At 53.7% G+C, this 18,458-nt stretch carries 14 protein-coding genes, 1 tRNA gene and 1 pseudogene; 4 read left to right on the top strand and 12 right to left on the bottom strand.

Going from position 1 to position 18,458, the window contains the following annotated elements; all coding sequences use genetic code 11:
* Positions 1-284: 284 nt before the first annotated feature.
* Complete coding sequence (locus tag RC85_RS26830) at positions 285-959, bottom strand: BON domain-containing protein (protein WP_157593931.1); 675 nt, start codon at positions 957-959, stop codon at positions 285-287.
* A 224-nt stretch (positions 960-1,183) separates the two neighbouring features.
* Between RC85_RS26830 and RC85_RS13760 the strand changes: the two genes are divergently transcribed.
* Together RC85_RS13760 and RC85_RS13755 are read left to right on the top strand one after the other, a co-directional pair.
* A complete protein-coding gene (locus RC85_RS13760) occupies positions 1,184-3,094 on the top strand; it encodes a hypothetical protein (RefSeq protein ID WP_068263718.1) in 1,911 nt (636 codons plus the stop codon).
* Between the two features lie 312 nt (positions 3,095-3,406).
* Positions 3,407-3,479, top strand: a tRNA-Lys gene (locus RC85_RS13755).
* 205 nt (positions 3,480-3,684) lie between these two features.
* Here RC85_RS13755 and RC85_RS29035 read toward each other — a convergent pair.
* From RC85_RS29035 to RC85_RS13695, 11 genes and pseudogenes are all read right to left on the bottom strand, one after another.
* A pseudogene (locus RC85_RS29035) lies at positions 3,685-4,536 on the bottom strand (tyrosine-type recombinase/integrase); the annotation flags it as partial.
* A 384-nt stretch (positions 4,537-4,920) separates the two neighbouring features.
* Positions 4,921-5,664, bottom strand: coding sequence for a DUF1376 domain-containing protein (locus tag RC85_RS13740; protein WP_160148109.1), 744 nt, complete (start codon positions 5,662-5,664; stop codon positions 4,921-4,923).
* Positions 5,657-6,151 carry a hypothetical protein gene (locus RC85_RS13735; protein WP_068263706.1) on the bottom strand — a complete coding sequence of 165 codons (495 nt, stop codon included), beginning with the start codon at positions 6,149-6,151 and terminating at the stop codon, positions 5,657-5,659. The genes RC85_RS13740 and RC85_RS13735 overlap by 8 nt, the downstream gene beginning before the upstream one ends.
* Before the next feature lie 53 nt (positions 6,152-6,204).
* The gene (locus RC85_RS13730; RefSeq protein WP_235033259.1) at positions 6,205-6,489 is read right to left on the bottom strand and encodes a MerR family transcriptional regulator; all 285 of its coding nucleotides are present in this window, start codon (positions 6,487-6,489) and stop codon (positions 6,205-6,207) included.
* Positions 6,482-6,688 (bottom strand): helix-turn-helix domain-containing protein, encoded by a 207-nt coding sequence (locus RC85_RS13725; protein ID WP_068263703.1) that lies wholly within the window; start codon positions 6,686-6,688, stop codon positions 6,482-6,484. Before RC85_RS13725 ends, RC85_RS13730 begins: the two co-directional genes overlap by 8 nt.
* 61 nt (positions 6,689-6,749) lie before the next feature.
* On the bottom strand, positions 6,750-7,805 hold the full coding sequence (locus RC85_RS13720) for a hypothetical protein (RefSeq protein WP_068263700.1): 1,056 nt from the start codon (positions 7,803-7,805) through the stop codon (positions 6,750-6,752).
* Positions 7,806-8,203: 398 nt separating this feature from the next.
* Positions 8,204-8,356: a hypothetical protein gene (locus RC85_RS13715; RefSeq protein ID WP_157593930.1), complete on the bottom strand. Its 153-nt coding sequence runs from the start codon at positions 8,354-8,356 to the stop codon at positions 8,204-8,206.
* Between the two features lie 603 nt (positions 8,357-8,959).
* Positions 8,960-10,807: a TolC family protein gene (locus RC85_RS13710; RefSeq protein WP_068263694.1), complete on the bottom strand. Its 1,848-nt coding sequence runs from the start codon at positions 10,805-10,807 to the stop codon at positions 8,960-8,962.
* Positions 10,807-12,156 (bottom strand): HlyD family secretion protein, encoded by a 1,350-nt coding sequence (locus RC85_RS13705; protein WP_068263693.1) that lies wholly within the window; start codon positions 12,154-12,156, stop codon positions 10,807-10,809. Before RC85_RS13705 ends, RC85_RS13710 begins: the two co-directional genes overlap by 1 nt.
* A gap of 13 nt (positions 12,157-12,169) precedes the next feature.
* Entirely contained in the window at positions 12,170-14,329 is a 2,160-nt protein-coding gene (locus tag RC85_RS13700; RefSeq protein WP_068263692.1) for an ATP-binding cassette domain-containing protein, read from the bottom strand.
* Positions 14,330-14,549: 220 nt separating this feature from the next.
* A complete protein-coding gene (locus RC85_RS13695; RefSeq protein WP_235033258.1) occupies positions 14,550-15,131 on the bottom strand; it encodes a nitroreductase family protein in 582 nt (193 codons plus the stop codon).
* A gap of 104 nt (positions 15,132-15,235) precedes the next feature.
* Here RC85_RS13695 and RC85_RS13690 point away from each other — a divergent pair, with 104 nt between their 5' ends.
* Positions 15,236-16,048 carry an N-formylglutamate amidohydrolase gene (locus RC85_RS13690; protein ID WP_200836755.1) on the top strand — a complete coding sequence of 271 codons (813 nt, stop codon included), beginning with the start codon at positions 15,236-15,238 and terminating at the stop codon, positions 16,046-16,048.
* A gap of 579 nt (positions 16,049-16,627) precedes the next feature.
* On the top strand, positions 16,628-18,265 hold the full coding sequence (ade, locus tag RC85_RS13685) for an adenine deaminase (RefSeq protein ID WP_068263687.1): 1,638 nt from the start codon (positions 16,628-16,630) through the stop codon (positions 18,263-18,265).
* Positions 18,266-18,458: the final 193 nt, after the last annotated feature.

Raw genomic sequence — 18,458 nt, 5'->3', positions numbered from 1 at the left:
ACCCGGATGGCTGCCCCACATCAATTCTCTGGGTCGGTTTCGCGGCTACGCCGCGAAACCGAGCCAGAGAATTGGTGAGATATAACGCTGCCATCCGGGGATTTACATCCCAGGCAGAGAGCTTCCGTCCCGCCGGGACTATTCACCAGCGTTATGATCGCGGATCAATCAACGACAATTTGCATTGATTTGTTCGACTTCCCTCGAGATGAGTGACGACACCAATCCGGCAGTAATTAATACGACGTCCCCTGCGAAATGCGACACTTATTCCCCGCTCGGTCCTAAGGCGAAACGATCACGCGATTTTCTACGTTGCGTACGCCTGGTTCCAGCCGCATCAACAGTTCGGACATTCGTCTTTGTTTTTCAGTCGCAACGACTCCGGTGACGATCGCTGTCGTTCCATCGACTGCGACGTTGACACCCGTCAGTCCAGCTCGGCGGGGAACCGTTTGGAGCCGGTAGCTGAGATTTTGTCCGGTGGATTGAGCCGAATAAGAGCCTTCGATTGCGGATCGAAGCCGCGTGCGGATGACCGGCTGTGAGTTTTGCGACTGGCCGCCAAAGCCTTGGCCGCCAAAGAGACCGCCCAATCCACCACCAAAACCGCCGCCACCGAAACCGCCAAGTCCGCCCAGGCCGCCGCCGATTCCGCCGCCGCCAACACCTGCGTCGCTAAATCCGGCACCCGTCTCGTTCGTCGCTCCGACGGTGTTGCCACGCTCGATTCCCGAGAACGCATCGTCGGCGTTTAGCCCGCCGGTGTTCGCTCCGCCGCCTGCTTGATTGTTGCCCCCGGTGTCCCCGCCGCCGGTGTTTCCCCCCAGGTCGCCACCGCCAATTTGGCCGCCATTCAAATTGCCACCGTCAAACTGAGCCGACGCCAAGCCGGGACAGATGACGCAAAAGGTCGCGATCGCAATGAGCGTTCGTATCGAAGACAAGTGGTAGCACATACAATGAATCCAAGGCAATGAAGTGGGCGTTCGGCCGAAAGCCGCAGACCTATTGTAAACAGCCGATTCGATCGCGAAGTATGATTTTTAACGTTGATTGAATCAGCCGGGATTTCGTTAGCCAAGATTGTGCCGATTAAAACGAATCAACGGTTCATGCACACGTTTTTGCAGCCTCGATTGCACGCCATCCTGAAATACCTTTCCTGAACCTCGAGACATCCATGCGAACGCCCACCGCCTTTTCCGGCTGCTCGATGCTGCTGGTGGCAGTATGCCTGCTGTTTTCTTCAGCGAACAAATCGCTCGCCCAAAAGCCGCCCGTCCAGATCCCCGGGGCTCCTCATTTGCTGCCCATCGACACGTTGGCTTACATCAGGTTTGACAACGCAGACGAACTTCGCCAGGACTTTGCCGAAACATCGGTCGCCAAAATGCTCCGTGATCCCGAACTTCGCCCTCTGGTCAGCGACACCTATCAAACACTGGCACAACTGTTCGAGGAATTCGGATCCGAGCTTGGGATCACGCTGGATGAGCTGCTGGCAATTCCCAGCGGGCAGATTGCGGCGGCGGCTGTCCCAGGGAATCTCTCGCCCGAACAGATCAATCAAGTCGAACAGATTGATCAAGTCGAAGGAGACAAGGACGATGAGTCTCGCGAGGCGATCGAGATTCGGTTGGATAGAAAACGTCGAAACCAAAACTCAGTCAGCGGCTGGTTCATGATCGACGCTGGCGATAACGTCGGCAAGCTGCGGGAACTCCTCGCCAAGCTAGAACAGAAACTTCAAAGCGACGGGTACGTTCAGAGAACGACAACGGTTGATAAGACCCGGTTGATTCGATGGTTGCCGCCCAGACCAGGCCGACCCGAAATCGAGTTCTTTGAAAAAGACAAAACGATCGTTCTAGGAATTGGCCACGCGACAGCTTCCAAGTCATTGGAGTTTTGGAATGACGACAGCGATGAAAAATCATTCGCCGATCGAGCCGACTTTGCCGCGATCATGTCACGTTGTTTGGGTGCGGAAGAGACTCGCCCCCAGATGACATTCTTCGTCGATCCCTATCAGCTAATCGGTCGTTTCGTCAAACGCAACGCGGGCGCGGCATTCTTTTGGCCGCTGGTGGAAGAACTAGGATTCAACAAGATTCGTGGATTCGGTGGAAGCTCCTTTCAAGGCGGTAAAACATTTGAAGCGATCTCGCATTTTCACGTTCTTGTTGATGCACCACGCGACGGATTCTTTGGTGTGCTGCGTCCAGAAACCGGTGACACGATGCCGCCGCCGTGGGTTCCCGACAGCGTGACCAGCTACACGTCGTTGAACTGGGATTTTGATCGGGCCTACACGAATCTCGACAAGATCATCGCAAAATTCCGCGGACCTCAGCCGCTGAAGAGCATGATCGAAGACCCTGTTCGCGGCGCGATCGATGTTGTGATTCCCGACGAAATCAAGAATACGTTGGGTGGTCGATACGTTGTGTGTCGCTGGGTTGAACCGCCGATTAAAATCAACAGCGGCGTGCAAATGCACGCGTTATCGCTAAAGGATCCAGAACGGGCGCAGGAGATTCTGTCCAAAATTCGCAGCAGGTATCCCCAGCGTATGAAGGTAGATTCGGTTGCCGGTCAAACGCTCTATGTGATCGAACCAAGACGCCGGCGGAATCGGCCGGACAGTTTGCGGACGCCTGAACCGGGCATGATTATTTTGAACGACTGGCTGATTTTCTCTGACAGCCGAAAGTTCTTGGAATCGGCGATCCGGGCTTCAACGGGATCACAGCCTCGGTTGTTGAACAATCTGGAATTTGAGTTGGTCGCAAGCGAGCTTGGCGGCAAGCTTGGTGGCGAAGACCCGTTCATGATCTCGTTTTTACGAGGGGCGGACTACCTTCGACAGGCCTACGAATTAGCTCGATCAGACGATACCCGGAAGTTCCTAAGGAAACGTGCCGAGAAGAATCAGGGTGCACAAAAAGCGATCGATTTGCTGAGCCGCAACGAACTGCCACCATTTGAAAAGTTCGAGAAGTACTTCGCCCCCAGCGGAACCTTCGCCTACGACGAACCCGCGGGAATGCACTTCGGCAGCTTCACGCTACGTGCTGATCAAAAACAGTAAACCATGCCAAGAATCCCGGAACGATCTCTGAGTAGACGTAGACGTAGGCCGGAACAAGCCGCTTCGGCGCAGTTCCGGCAATCCAAAGCGGCACCATGCAATTGCCGGAACTGCGCCAAGCTTGTTCCGGCCTACCTGGGCTTCGACACCTTCACGCTACCGAGCGATTCATCAGCCGAGTAAGCCGCCCACCGACATGTTCTCGAAAGACTGCATCACGGGTCCAAAGGATTGCCCGGAAAAGGTGATTGAAAAGGTCATTGTCAGCCCTCACAAAAATGGTAAACTTCGCCCTTCGCATCAAGCGACGCCGCCCTTGTAGCTCAGTTGGTAGAGCAACGGACTCTTAATCCGTGGGTCCTAGGTTCGAGCCCTAGCGGGGGCACTATTTGACTTGGCGTAGTGCATCCTAACGATGCACTACGCCGTTTTTGTTGGGTTCCATCGTCTTGGGATGGCTCGGGATGTTGGGCGTTTTGCTCGGGATTGACGACGATGGGACCAGGGGTGGGACCAGGGACGTCATCGGCAACCGATGGTGTCGTCGGATCCGTTTCGGAAATCGCTTTGCCCCAATGCGCTTCGGTGACTTGCAAATAGTGTTTGCGTGCGACCTTGGTTGAATGGCCCAACCACGCATCGACTACGTGGCTCGGGAAGCGTTCTTCTAAATCTGTTCGGCACGATCCACGCAAGTTCACAAACGGCTTGGGCCACATCACCAGCCCGGCGCGTTCGACGATCCGTTGTAAGTGTGTTCGAAGATTCGATTCGGTGGTTCGATTGCGTCCAACGACGTGGACGGCACCCTCGGGTGCGGCGTCCCACGCCACGTCCAGTAGCGGCCGCAACTCAGGAAAGATCGGACAGAATCGCAGCCCGGTCTTGATCGAGTCCACTCTCAACCGGCTTTCATCCCATTGGATGTCCGACCACTTCAAACCGGTCACTTCGCTTGGACAACGGAAACCAGCAAACCGACATAGCCCAAAGATCAAAGCCCACTCGGTATCGCACTGGGTAAGAATGGCAGCGGCGGCGGTTCGGTCGATGAAGTGATCTCGATCGCGGTTCACTTCGCCACCGATTCGGGTATCGGTGCCTGGGTTGTCGTGAAGCAATCGGGCTTTGATCGCGTTCTTAAAAAGCGTTCTCAATCGCTTTGCGTGTTTGTTGGCGGTTGCTTGTGCCAAACCCGCTTCGGCTACCATCCAACGATGCCACGCTTCGAAGTCCGCCGGTGTGATCGTTGACATGGGACGTTGCCGTCCAAACTTTTTATAGAACCATCCGGCGGCTTGCTTGTACTTGGTCCGTGTTTGTTTTGCCAAGTCAGTTCGGCTTTCGATCCACGCATCGAAGAACACGCCACACAAACGCGAATCACTTGTCGTCGCAACTCGCGCATCGACCAATCCCCAACCGACCAGCGTTTGATACATGCGATCGGATTCGATGCCATTGGCCCACTTGGTCGCCTCGGGTGACGGTGCCACGTTCGCGGCGGTTGCGCGGACCAGTTCATCGATGTGCCGCGCGGCAGTTTCGGCGGCTCGCTTGTTGAGCGGTCCAAGCCAAAGGGATCGGCGGCGACGGTTTTGGTAGAAACGGAAACGCCATCCGGTTTGCGTTCCGGCGGTTTCGGTTTTGTAGGTTTCTTTTCGCAGTGACGCCATCGCGTGCAACTCCTATCGGTTGCCCTATGGTGATAAAACGCCACGGCGGGCCGGTCATAGGAAACCAGCTTTCGGATGTACAGTCCTAGCCGTGGCAAGATTGAGAGTAATGTCTTGGGGTGGTCGGTGTCCAGCGTTTCCATGGAAACGCTAATCGTGTTCGGGTAGTCGCGTGATCGGCGGCGGGGCCTTGGGTGCTAGATTCCAAAGGCGGCGAAAATCATCTGGGGCCAAGTCGGCACGCTCTCGCAAGCAGGCATAGAAGAACGTGAACCTATTGCGCGGCTTCTCCTCTGCGACGGCTCGAAGTGCTCCGTCAACGGCCGCGCTTTGCACTTTACCGGTAGCGACGACGTACCCGGCTCGCCAGCACGCTTCGCGGCCCCTTGCGTCTGCCTCCTTTGGTTTCAACTTCACTGCAACTTCGCGAGCGATCGACCGCGCTTGCTCTTCATCAAAATTAAGATTCGTCGTCGTCCTTACGTACGTGGTATTTAATTCTGGTTGTTGGTTCTGGTTAGCATTGCGTTCGCATCGGTCGAGGTCATGCGATCGCATTGCGTTCGCATCGTCCGGCTTCCAACGGGCGGCGGCGGAATCCTTGGCTTTCGCGGTCTTTTCCTTCGCCTTGGCAATCTCAGCGACCATGCGTTTGTTAACGAAGTATCCGTTTGCGTCGTCGAAGAACTCGCAGACTTCTTTGAAAACTCTGCGGAACTTCCGGCGATCTTGTCCGGTAAGTTTCGCCAAAGTGTCCAAGTCTGACGGCAACCGCTCCATCATCCAGTGATGTTGAAGCAACAAAAAATACAATCCGTGCGCCTCGAGACTCAGCAAGCGAGTGTCCGCCAAATAGTCGCTCGGGTTGAACGGGAACCACGGGCGTCTAGGCACGCTGCGACTCCTTCGCCATTGGCGAAACCAGAACCGCAGCCAGCTTGCCCGATGGGGTTGCCCGTTTGCGCGACGTTTCGATCAACCGACCGGCTTTCAACAGTTCCAGCACGGCGGCGGTGACGGCGTGAACGGGACAACCCACCGCGTCGGCCGCTTCGTGGCGTGTCATCCCACGAGCGCCCGCACCGGCGACAGCGCATTCAACTGCATCGCGGCGGCGGTGACGACTACGGCGGGCCGACGATGCCGCAGCCGCTCGAGTGCGACCGGCATGGCAACCGTGGTCGATCAAATCAGCTTGCACCGCGTTGCTTTGATTGTTCGCGGCGTTGCGTTGGTCTTGCTTGGCAATCGCGGCATCGATCGCGGCTTCAATGTCGGCATCGGACCAGACTCGATGGCCTTGCTTGCGCCACGCTTTGCAAATCGCGTAGCGGAGTGCATCGCGGCGGCGTTGATCTTCGGGATTGTTGGGGCGTAACATGTGCGTACCTTTGTGTGGGCGTGAGACTCCGTACAAAACAGCACCCCGGCGGACTAGCGATCCGTCGGGGTGTTCTCATTGGTGGTTAGCTTGCCGATGACGTCGGCGGGCAGAAACAAACGGCGGCGGCCAACGGTCACGCTGGGCACCACGCCCGATCGGACCAGGCGTTCCAAAGTCGCCGGAGCAATCCCAGCAAGATCGGCCATGCGGTAAAGATCAACCAAACGCGGTTCATGCAATTCGGCCATCGCATCGCGCACCGATGCAAACACGGCGGCGGTGATGTCGCGGACCAGTTCATCCCGGTCGGTATCTCGCAAAAGCAAATCAGCCACGGCTCGCCTCCGTGGTTTGCCGATTAAGTTCACCGGTTGCGATTAGCTGCGCTGCAGCAATCGCTTCATCGGCAGGAAACCGCATTCGGTTCGCGTCACGGACAAACGGCAGCTTGCCAGCCTTTGCGTGTTTGCGGATCCACGCTTCGGTAAGTCCTAGAACTTCCGACAACTCGCGAATAGAAAGAAACTTCGTCACGTTTTCGTGCTCCCAAAGTGATTGATTGAATCAACGATGGGCGAAGTTTAGCGCGGTGTAGCTACACCACTTCAACTACACCAGTGCTACACCATTCAGAAAAGTCGAAGTTTTTTGGATCAGCAATTTGCCACCGCTTACCCACAAAGACGATCATTGTGTGAAAAGCATGGTGGTACTGCCTTTCTCTTCGTAGCTTTTCGGACGCTCGGCGAAAGGCGTGCGAAACGCTACGAAGATCGCTTTCGACTCGCCTAATTTCTTTCCGCGTAGCTCCATTCATTGACTCTGCAATCACTCCCAAGACTTTCGCGCCTTGGGGTGTGAATTGCTCACAGAAACGGTACTTGCCCCATTGCACCGTTCTGTAGTTGTCCTCGGTCGCTATTACCTTTGATTCATCGTCGTCGATGGTCTGAGCTATCAAGCCTTCTTCGCTTGCTGATTTGATTCCCAACTCTCGCTCGAGCTTAGACAAGTAGTTCACAAATGATTTGCCAAATCGGTCTCTGATTTGAGAACAAGTTCTAAAAGGCTTGTCGGTTTCACTAAGCAATTCAAGCGACGAATCAAACATGCAAGTCAAGGATTTAACAATGTTGACCTGCTGAAGCGTGCTGACTCGGGATTCAACAACGAAGTCTGAATCGAACTCAAGTTCATAAGTGTCGTCAGTGCCGTTCTCAGCGTACGTAACAACCTCTCGATTAGATTTATCAATCAAGGCTCGTACATCATCCGACAGCTTCGTGATTGACACCTCAGCACTTGGCAATACGAGCATCGGGTTGCGAGATTTCCTGGCTGCTTTGTTCAAATTATGGAAGGCAAGATGCCAGAAAAAGTTGGATTGAAAAACGCAATCTTGCTCAAGCCAACAGGCTAACTCGCTAGAGAGCTTTTCCACCGCCTGCTTGGTAACAGCTCTTTCGACAAAGCTAGTAGGCTGTTGATTGACGTTTTCGACGAGCCATACCAATTCGCGGACGATCGCCAACGCTTCTTTAAGTAAGCACCAACGTTCTCGACGGCTTGGCGGCCCGTAATCATCACGGTGCAAAAGAACGCTATGCCCGCCAATCAACAACGGAACTTTTCTTAGGGTGACGTCTGACACAAGTGTTTTTCCATAACTGATGGGCCGGTTGCATCCGGTGCCGTATGGAAAGACGACTAGCCGGACGAACCGATCGGCGGGAGCAAACCGCCTGCCCTTTGAATGTCGCGGGGATCAATCCGCAACCGTTCGATACCGGGCGATCAACCCGGCGTGCCCATTGTGGCAAATTGATCGCGATGACGGGAGCCACGTTTGCGGGTCCTTCCCCGGCGTTTTCGATTCTCTGCCCCTACGGGAACTAGCCCCCGATAAGACACACTTTCTTTCGCGGCCCACCGACATACTTACTTACCGAACAAACAAAACCGGCACCCATCAAAATGCCGACCGATGACCGGGCAAAGCCCCGGTAGGCACCCACCCCGGAAGGACCCGCTCGACCGTGGGCGATAGATTCAACGGCGTGCCCCGCGTCCCTGGGCGTTCAGTTCGGCCATCCAATCACGCACCCGGTTTTGGTCCGCCGGTGACAACGTGGCGAACATCGCCAGCAGTTCGGCGGCGGCTTCGGGTGTGATCGACGACGGCAGTGGGACCAGGGTGCGCACCAGGGAACCGACGGCGGCCCGCTTTTCATGTGAACCGGGCGATTGTTCGAGCCCTAGCGGGGGCATTGGTCGGTGATTTGCTGGACCGCAAGAAACGTCAGAACCCGGCTTTTTGCTGGGTTTTTTCGTGCGCTGATTGTTGCTTAGATGGGCGGCTTGGCGTTGGATTACGGTGCCCAGACGCGCGGGGCGATGCCCGACGCGGTTAAACAATTTGGACGCCCTTCGCGGCGTTGGGCGTTACCTGGGCTGATGAAAATCAGTGCAACGCAGCAAATTGGGCAAGCTGCACCATGGCAGACAACACAAACTGCAGCGCTGTGAAGCATTGTGGCAACGGCACATTTTTCTGATCGCTAGCATGTAGGCCGTAGCGAGCCATAGCGAGTTACGGCAATTTGCGCAACGCCGTAACTCGCTATGGCTCGCTACGGCCTACTTTCAAGGGGCGTGACAAGTTGACAACGACACATTTTCATCAGGCCAGGCGTTGCCCGCGTGGCTTAGCCAACGGATGTCTCGTTTTAGGAGACGGGAATGCTTTTGGCACCGGTTTGGCGAGATGAGTCGCAGGTTATTTCCTGGCTTCGTTTCAAACCGTTTCTATGGGGCGTCGTTGGCTTCTTCTTCATCGATATCGATATCGTCCTCTTCCTCATCATCGATATCGACGTCAGGGGCGACGGTGGGTTCGGGGTTGTCGCTTGGTGGTAGTGATGAAACGGTGATTGCTTGTTCGAGTGGGTCTAAGCCGAACGCTGTTTGCAGGTTTGCCAGGGCTGCGAACCAGGTTTGTTGGGACTTGACCAATTTGATCTGCGTTTCATTGGCTTTCGTTTCAATCAGGTTTAAAAAGATCAAATCGATCTTGCCCTTTTCAAACGCAAACCGGTAGCGATCGAGTGTTTCCAGCGCCGCGACCAGGGCTATTTCAGTTTGCCTGACAACCTCCGCGGACATGTCGATTTGATTCGTTGCCGTCTGGATCTCTACACCAATTTTGTCGCGAACCAAACGAAGTTTTTGGTTGGTTTGGGCCATTTTTGCGACGGTCGATTGCAGTTTTCCTCGCGCCTTTCGTCGCTGGATCGGGACTTCGCTGGTGATTCCAAACACCAACTCAAATTCTCCTTTGTCCTCTGATGACGAGGATGGTTCCCCCATGTCTTGCGACATTTCGGTAATCAAGTCGAGCACCGGTAACATCTCGTTGCACGCGAGTTCGCGATCGAGTTGCAAGGAACGTAGTTGCAGATACAGAAGTTGCAATTCTGGGCGGCGACCGAGTGCTGAGATCAAGTCGTCTTGAAAATCACTTTCTGGACGATCTTCGATCTCGGGGAATCGTTCGGGCAACCATGGTTCGATTGGAAGCAGCGGCTGACCATTTTCATCTCGCAGGTAGAGCGACAGCTTGAACGCAATTTCTTGGAATTTCTGTTCGGCGTCCAACGTTTGGGCTCGCCGTTCGGCGATCAATTGCGTGTTCACAATCAGATCGATCTCGGGAAACTTGCCCGCTTTCACGCCCGCTTCAAACTGTTCGCCGCGGTCTTCTGAAAGCTTCAGGAGTTGACGCTGTGCTTCCAAGACGTTGCCTGCAGCGACCCATTCCCAGTACAGTTTCGCAGCATCGAGTGAGGCTTCCAGCAATGTTTGCAGGATGATCGGCCCCGGTGCTTGTTGGGCGAGTTGTGCTTTGAAGAATTCGACTCTTTGGGGATCGATCGCGCGTCCCTGCAGCAATGGTTGGATCAGACCAACCTTGAACTCGCCCGCATCGTTGGTTTGGCGTTCTTGATACCAAGGTTGGATCAAACCTCGACCGATGCGGTAGCCGGCAGTCGCTTGCCCACCCCACCATGTTTGCCGAGCAAGACCAAGCCCCGAACGATAACTTCGGTAAAAGCCCGTCGGTTCGGCAATGGCATGAGCCTTGAATTTAGTATCGTAGGCACCGATTGCGGACAACATTTGTCCCGAAGCAATCGCCGTTTCCTGCCGAGCCAGCATGATCTCTGGATAGGCTTGGTACAGGCTGGCGATAACGTCGGCAAGACTGAGCGCTTGGATCGTTGGCTGTTGGGCTTGTGGATCGGTTAGTCGCGCCATCGAAGCCGCTTCATCGTCTAGATCTTCGTCCTGATCAAGCATCTCATCGGTGTCAGTTTCATCATCAGCTTCATCGTCAGTTTCATCGTCAGTTTCACCGCTCGATTCATCACTACTGCTGGCATCTTCAACGCTTGCTTTTGCATCGGATAGGTTGTCTTTCGTGTCAGCAAGTTTCTTGGAATCGATGTCATCTTCGATCAGCATTAGAAACTGTGCGAATGTCTTGGAGTCAGGGCCGTCGGGTGACTGTGCATTGGTAACGGAGATTGCCGCAAGGTTCAGCACACCGACGTTCAGCACACCGACCAGGCAGAGTCGGATGCACCATCTTGTCACTACATCTTTGGAAGTTTGACTTTGCTTCCCTTGTCCTTTGAACCACCGGGTTCTGATTCCGAGACCATTGGAGGGAATCCGTTCAATTGACGCCATATTTCATAACCGAGCGGAACTTGTTTCAGCAGTACCCATCCGTTGGCACGTACACCTTGCCTTAAGTATCGGTTATCCGGCCACCCATCCTCCCGGTCAAAATGATTATCCGGGACAACAACAATGCGAAAATTTCCTTTGCCATCGTCGGTTGGGAAAACTCGGTTGACTTTTCCGCCAAAAGTACCGACCGCAACGGAGGGCCACCCTACGAATTGGACCGCGGGCCACCCTTCGAATTGCAGTCGAACGCGATCGCCCTCGTGAAGCAGCGGCATATCGTTTCCGCTGACCATCATCTCCACCGACATTTCGGTAGCGTCGGGAACGATGATGAACAGTCGGTCGCCTTCTTTGACGGTACCGCTACCTTCCAGGCCAAGCCATTCCTGGATGTAGCCTGAGCGAGGGGCCCTCACTTCCAGTCGATCAAGTTCGCCGCGTTTGTTCTGTAGATCCAGGATCTCTTTGTCAATCGTGTTGATCTTCTGCATCGACTCCAACACTTTTTGGTTGGCACTTCGATTTTTAATATCGATTTCTTGCAGCTTTGATTCAATTTCTTCTTCCTTGGAAAGTAACGCTGCGAAGAGTTCGTTTACGGCGTTTTCCGCCTTACGAAGCTTCGCGGTTTGTGACTGAACCGCTTTTCTTTTCGAGAACAATTCTTCCTTTGAAACAAGGCCTTTTGGTGCAAGCTCTTCCGCAATTCTCAATTGGTTCTTTTTGTCTGAAAGTTCTGCTTCAATCGAAGTCACTTCATTTCTCGATTGCTCCCACTTTTGTTTTGCAGCCTCGTAATCATTCTTTAGCGACTGAGCCAAGTTTTGGCCACTACTTTCCTGAAGAACAGCCGCCTGCTCGGCGACTTCTAAGCTTGACTTGGCAGAAGTTTTTTTTGCCTCGATCGCAATGATTTGAGTATCAATCTGCAAAACCCCGTCAGCCGCAAATGGCGTCAGTTTGAGTACCAGTTCACCTTTTTCGACGTAGCTTCCTTCTCGCAGGTCTTCTTTCACATAGCTAACAACGCCCTTGGATGGGCTCAAAACCGCCTGCGGTCGTTCTTGCGGATCCATCGCAACCACAATTCCGATTCCCCGGGCCGTTTGTCGCCATGGAACAAAGAACATGGCGATGATTGTGAACACCAAGAAGATGAATGTCAGCTTTGCACAAAAGCGAACGATGTTGACCGTTCGGACAAGTTGCATCGTCGGAAAGTCATCGATGGTTGCAGGTTTGGTGATCATGTTTTTATTAGGTTTAACGTACGGCGATTTGGATGTCGCAAAGTTCGGCGATGTCGTCGCGATTCGTGTTGAGCAACAACGTCCAAGGAGCATTCGAATGCGAAAGTGCCTGCCAAACGGTCTGACGGTCGCTGCTGGATAATTCATCCAACAAGCCATCAACAATCAACAATCCCGGCGACAGCAGGATCGCTCGGGCAATGGCAATCTGATGGCATTGAGGTTGTGTCAGCGGATAGCCACCGGTTTGAATTTGCGTGTTGAGTCCATCCGGCAAGGCGGCAACCATCTCGGTCAGCCCCACCAGGCCCAGTGCATCGCGAACTTTGTTTTGGCTAATGCCCGGTCTGCCTAAGTCTATATTGTCACGCAACGTTCCGTGAAACATTTTGTCTCGACCCGCATAGGCGATCAATCGTTCGGGACCGTTGGACGAAGCGTGCAGCGAATCGAATTCGTCGATCTTTGCGATCCCAGAACTCGGCTTAACCAAACCAGCCAAGGTGCGGGTCAGCATTGATCGGCCGTGGACGTCATCGCCGACCAAAGCCGCCCGGCTGCCAGCAACAATCTGGGCGCTGGGGATCTTCGAAGAAGAAGTCGCACCCTTGAATGTCAAATCGCCCCAACTGACTTGCACGGGACCAGCCGTCGTCAAAAACAGTTCATAGCGGTCATCAGTTTCGATGTCGATCAAGTGACCGACTTTATCGACGCCAGCCATCAAGTCGTAGAATTTTTCGAGCGACTTTCCTGCCTTAGCGAACGCCCCGACGACAACGGTGACGACCAATTCACTGGCAACCAATTGACCGAGTGTCAGTTCGCCGATGATCACCAACCATCCACCGAGTGCCAGCAGCGCCGTCGATGCGAGCACCTGCAACGAAATGGCGAAAATGATTTGCCGAATGATGACGCGAAACTGATCCTGCCTGGCGTAAATGTAATCCGACGTTAACTGGTTTGCCCGCTGGACTGCCAAGCCCTCACCGTCGTTCGCTTTGAAAATCGCTGGCGTGGACAACACGTCCTGCAACCAATGTGCGACGCGATACTTGGTGATCGATTCGTCGATCGCAGTGCTAATCCCGCCTCGCCCCAAGACCCAGGTCACCGAGATCATCAAGATGACCAAGACAATATCAAAACCCAGCAAAAACGGGTGGTAGAACGCCAGCAGAATCAAGCCGATCAATGTCGTCAACACGATCGAAACACCATCGACAAACAACACCGCGGTTGCTTTTTGGATGGTCATAATATCGAAAACGCGATTCGCTAGTTCTCGCGGATACTCGCCGATCAAAGACGCCTGGTTCGCTCGCGGAAAACGATGAGCCAGGTCGCTGACAATTCGTACAAATTGTCGTCGCTGAATAATTTCCACCAGCACCGCTTGCAAGACCTTCAAGACGCCTGACAAACCCAAACAGGTTAGCAGCATCAAGCCTAGAACGATCAGCGGTTGGATGTACGTTCCCCAACTAACCACATTGACCAGCGATTCAATCGCAAGCGGTGTGGCCAGTCCAAGCACACCGGCGACGGCGGCAAACAGAACAATCGTTCCCAGGTCACGTCGATCTAGTGCCAGCAAGCCGATGAAGCGGCGGACGGGCGACGGGTGGTCATGGTGGTGACCGTGACCGTGGTCGCCGTGATGATCTCCACTGCGATCATCGCCCGGTTGATAATCGTTGCTGGCAGAAATGGATGCCATCGATAGTTCGCGTTTGGCAACAAAGACGCGCGGCGGTGGGCTCGCCGACAAGCGTCTTCTGATCATTCGCTTGGTGACCGAAAGCGTTTCGGTCCTATCACGAATCAGGCTTCCTTCCAGACGCCGACCCGCCGCTTTTTCTAGAACCAAAAACTCGTTGCCCGACGAAGCGATGACAACCGGGTAGCCTTCGCGAACAAAACCAAAGACCTGGGCCGCCGATTCCACCTCAGTTTCACGCAGATAGAAACCCGTATGCTTGGCACTGGCGACCAAGGGCGACATCGGGTCGTAGGTACCTGAATCGTCGGGGTCGATACCGGCCTGCATGTCAGAAGGCTCGATCGAAATGCCGAACGCAAAACCCAGACGTGTCAGTACTTTATAGAGGACTTCCTGGCGAAAGTACGCATCTTGATCGTCGTTTTGATCGTCGTTGGGCGTAGCCATAAACGTGGTCGGTTCAGGTGGTGGATTAGGAGGATTGGGTCTACTGCGAGGGTAATCCTACGCGTCTCTGCGAGTTTTTAACATCGCACGTGATGCACACGAGACCGGGAAATGACCTCCTTAACACACTGACTTTCAGATTCAGTCCTCTTCACAATTATCGGTACGAATCTTTGCGGTGATGAGCTGGAAACGATCCCGGATGCCTTTCCTACAGCGATTATTGGTCAAACCACTGGACTTTTTGGTCCATCGCGTCCCGATTACCAGCGGGCCACTCGCTTGCGGGGTATCCAAGATAAAACAACCCCAACGCTCGGTCTTTGGCGGATAGTCCGACGAAACTGGCCATCGCGGGACTGGTGGCCGCAACGTTGGTCGACCAAAACCCGCCCAGCCCAAATGCCGTCGCGGTCAAGTGCATGTTCTGGACTGCACAAGCGACCGCCAACAATTCGTCCAGCTCAGCGATTTTCTCGCTAACTTGTCGTTTCATGCCAACAACAATCACGACGGGAGCCAACATCGCATTGCGGCTCATGCCTTCATACTTGTTTGGCTTGAACGTTTCCGGAGTCGTGATTTGCTTGTACGTCGCTGCCAAAAAATCAGCCAATCGTTGTCTCGCCGATCCGACAAACACTGAAAAATGCCAGGGCTGCGTCATCCCATGCGTGGGGGCCCAGGTCGCGTTTTCAAGAATCTGATTCACGATGGCGTCGTCGATCGATTGATCTGAAAAGCACTTTGGTTTGATCGTACGACGACGTCGAATCAGGTCGGTAACATGTTCTGGATGCACGTTAGGTCTTTCCGGTTTTCGTGGCCTGTTGGTTCTCATTAACAATCGCCCGGATTCTAATTGACGCTCGTGATTTATTGCACTCCCGTAACCCCGGAAGCCCGATGTCGTTCGACCCGCTTGATGATGTGATGGACGTTCATGTTGGCGATGGCCCAATCGTTGCCGTTGCAGTCCATGACGGTCATGCCGTTCGTCAAGAAGTCGCTGAGTTGTTTGCGATTAGCGATTCAGATCGACGACGCGAAGAAGATGCTTTTACGAGCGATTGGACATCCATTGCGCCGACTCGCGTGGTTTGGCTGCGAAGCCGGTTTGAAGTGGATCTTAATCGTCGCAGGCACCGTGCGGTCTACCAAACGCCGGCAGACGCGTGGGGGCTGGACGTTTGGAAACAGCCACCTAGCGAATCCTTGGTCGAACGTTCGCTGGATTTGTACGACGCGTTTTATGATCGCACGTTCAATTTGTTTTCCGAGATCCAACGCAAATACGGTTGGTTCTTTGTTTATGACTTGCACTGTTACAACCATCGCCGAGGCGGACCGATGGCCGAACCAGCGGCTGCCATTGGCAACCCGCAAATCAACATTTGCACCGGCGGCATGGATTTGGATCGCTGCGAACCAGTCGTCCGCTGTTTCGAGGAAACGATGCAGCGTTTTGATTTCCCCGGTGGTCGTCTTGATGTGCGCAGAAACGTGCGATTTCGGGCGACTCGTTTTTCACGATGGGTTCATGAAAATTTTCCGGGCACAGGGATTTCAATTGGCATCGAAGTCAAAAAGTTTTACATGAACGAATGGACCCACGAAGTCGATGACACGCTAAAAACCGCGATCGGCGAAGCACTGCAGTCCACCGTCATTCCGATCCAAGAATTGATTCGAGAACTGGGCAGCAGTAGCAGTGTTTGAGGAGACAGCACCAGGCATCCTTTCAACTTCCTACACAGTCAGCCGCCACGCGATAATGGACGTCGAGCTGAGATCCTGACGTTGCCGACGGCCAGGCTCTGTTAGTCCCAGAGGTGCGGAAGCTCGGTGCCGGGTGCGAAGCCCCCGGAAACAATGCAACAAACACTCCTCTGCGTCTCGATTAAATAGCAATGTAGGCCGGAACAAGCTTAGCGCAGTTCCGGCAATTGCATGGTACTACGTTGGATTGCCGGAACTGCGCCAAGCTTGTTCCGGCCTACTCTTCCCTATCGTTTAACCGCGCGGGCATCGCCCCGCGCGTCGCGCGGAACGAAACGCGCCGTGCGATGCCCACGCGGTTAAACAATTTAGAAACCAAGGTAACGCTTTCAAGCGAAAAACCATCACATCGTGATCTGGGGACTTCTTTTCCCTTATCGTTTACCGACTGGCACTGATTGTTGCGAAGCAATCCATTGCTGTTCTCGCATCTTGCATCCTCTATCTGTTGGGCTCAAATGCATTGCCCACGCAAATGCGTTTGAGCATGCAATCTCATCCAACGAATGGTTTTTCAGTATGGAATTTTCAGTCACCGGCAATTTGGTCGATCTTCACAACCGAACGATCTATCCCGCTGAAGTGACAGTCGTCGATGGTTTCATCAGCCGCATCGAACGCATCCAATCGGCCGAATCATTCTTGATGCCCGGGTTCGTTGATTCTCATATTCACATCGAAAGTTCGATGTTATTGCCCAGCGAGTTTGCTCGTATCGCGGTCACCCACGGCACCGTGGCAACCGTTTCAGATCCACACGAAATTGCCAACGTCTGCGGAATCAGTGGCGTTGATTTGATGATGCGAAATGCCGCGCAGACGAATTTCAAATTTACCTTCGGTGTACCGTCCTGCGTTCCCGCCACCCAGTTTGAAACCGCGGGCGCAATTCTTGACGCCGCTGCCGTCACTGAACTGTTGGACAATGACCAAATTGGATACCTGAGCGAAGTGATGGATTTTCCTGGGGTACTGCAGCGAGCGCCGGAAGTGATGGCAAAGATCAATGCCGCAATCGCGCGAGGCAAGCCGATCGATGGACACGCGCCAGGGCTGCGTGGTGACGATGCGGCAAATTACGTTGCCGCGGGAATTACCACCGACCACGAATGTGTTTGCATCGACGAAGCACTCGATAAAATTCGCGTGGGTTGCAAAATTGCAATTCGCGAAGGGTCCGCTGCTAGAAATTTCGACGCGCTGCAAAAATTGATCGATCAGCATCCCGATTCGTGCATGCTGTGCAGCGATGACAAGCATCCCGATGAACTTTTGCTTGGGCACATCAATCAAGTCGCCGCTCGTGCGATCGCTGCTGGCAGAGATCTGATGAATGTTTTGCAAGTCGCTTGCATCAATCCGATCAAGCACTACCGGTTGGATGTTGGCATGCTGCGAGTCGGTGACCCCGCCGATTTCATCGTCGTGCATGATCTTGTCAAATTTGATGTTGCAAAAACTTATATCGATGGCGAATTGGTGGCCCAAGATGGACGGTGCATGACCGACGCAGTGAAGCCGCAATCAATCAATCAATTTGTTGCGGACCCCATCGACGAAGAAATGCTTCAAGTCAAAGCACTGTCGTCAAAGATGCGAGTCATCGAAGCGATTGATGGTCAGTTAATGACGAACAGTTTGCAATGTGATTGCAGTATTAAAAATGACTTAGCGGTTACGAATGTGGCGGAGGACTTGTTGAAGATTGTTGTCGTCAATCGCTACGAAAATGCAGCTCCGGCGGTTGCGTTTATCAAAGGTTTCGGCCTTCAAAGTGGTGCAATCGCATCGTCAGTTGCCCATGATTCCCACAATGTCGTCGCGGTCGGAACGAGCGATTCAGAATTAGTCACGGCAATCAACGCTGTGATTGCCAACCAAGGCGGCTTGTCGGTCGTCGGCAAGGGACACACCGATGTACTGGCGTTGCCCGTTGCCGGGCTGATGTCAACCGAATCGTGCGAAATCGTTGCCGCCGCGTACAGCAAGCTTGATCAACAAGCAAAAGAACTCGGAACCAACTTGCGGTCGCCGTTCATGACCTTATCGTTCATGGCACTGCTGGTGATTCCATCGTTGAAGCTAAGCGACAAAGGCTTGTTCGACGTCAACAAGTTTGGTTTCGTGCCATTGTTTGTAGACGAAGCACTGACGTAGTGTCAGTAGTTGAGAACCGTTGGAACAATAGCTGGCGGGACAATTCGTAGCGAAAGTCGCCAAGACTTTCGGCTTGTCGAGTTGCCGAAACTCTTGGCGAGTTTCGCTACGACAGTTATTGCTTGTCGAGTTGCCGAAACTCTTGGCGAGTTTCGCTACGACAGTTATTGTTTGTCGAGTTGCCGAAACTCTT

Source organism: Rubripirellula obstinata, from assembly GCF_001642955.1.
Lineage (GTDB): Bacteria > Planctomycetota > Planctomycetia > Pirellulales > Pirellulaceae > Rubripirellula > Rubripirellula obstinata.
The sequence above is the reverse complement of the archived record's forward strand: the minus strand, read 5'-3'. Positions and strand labels throughout refer to the sequence as shown.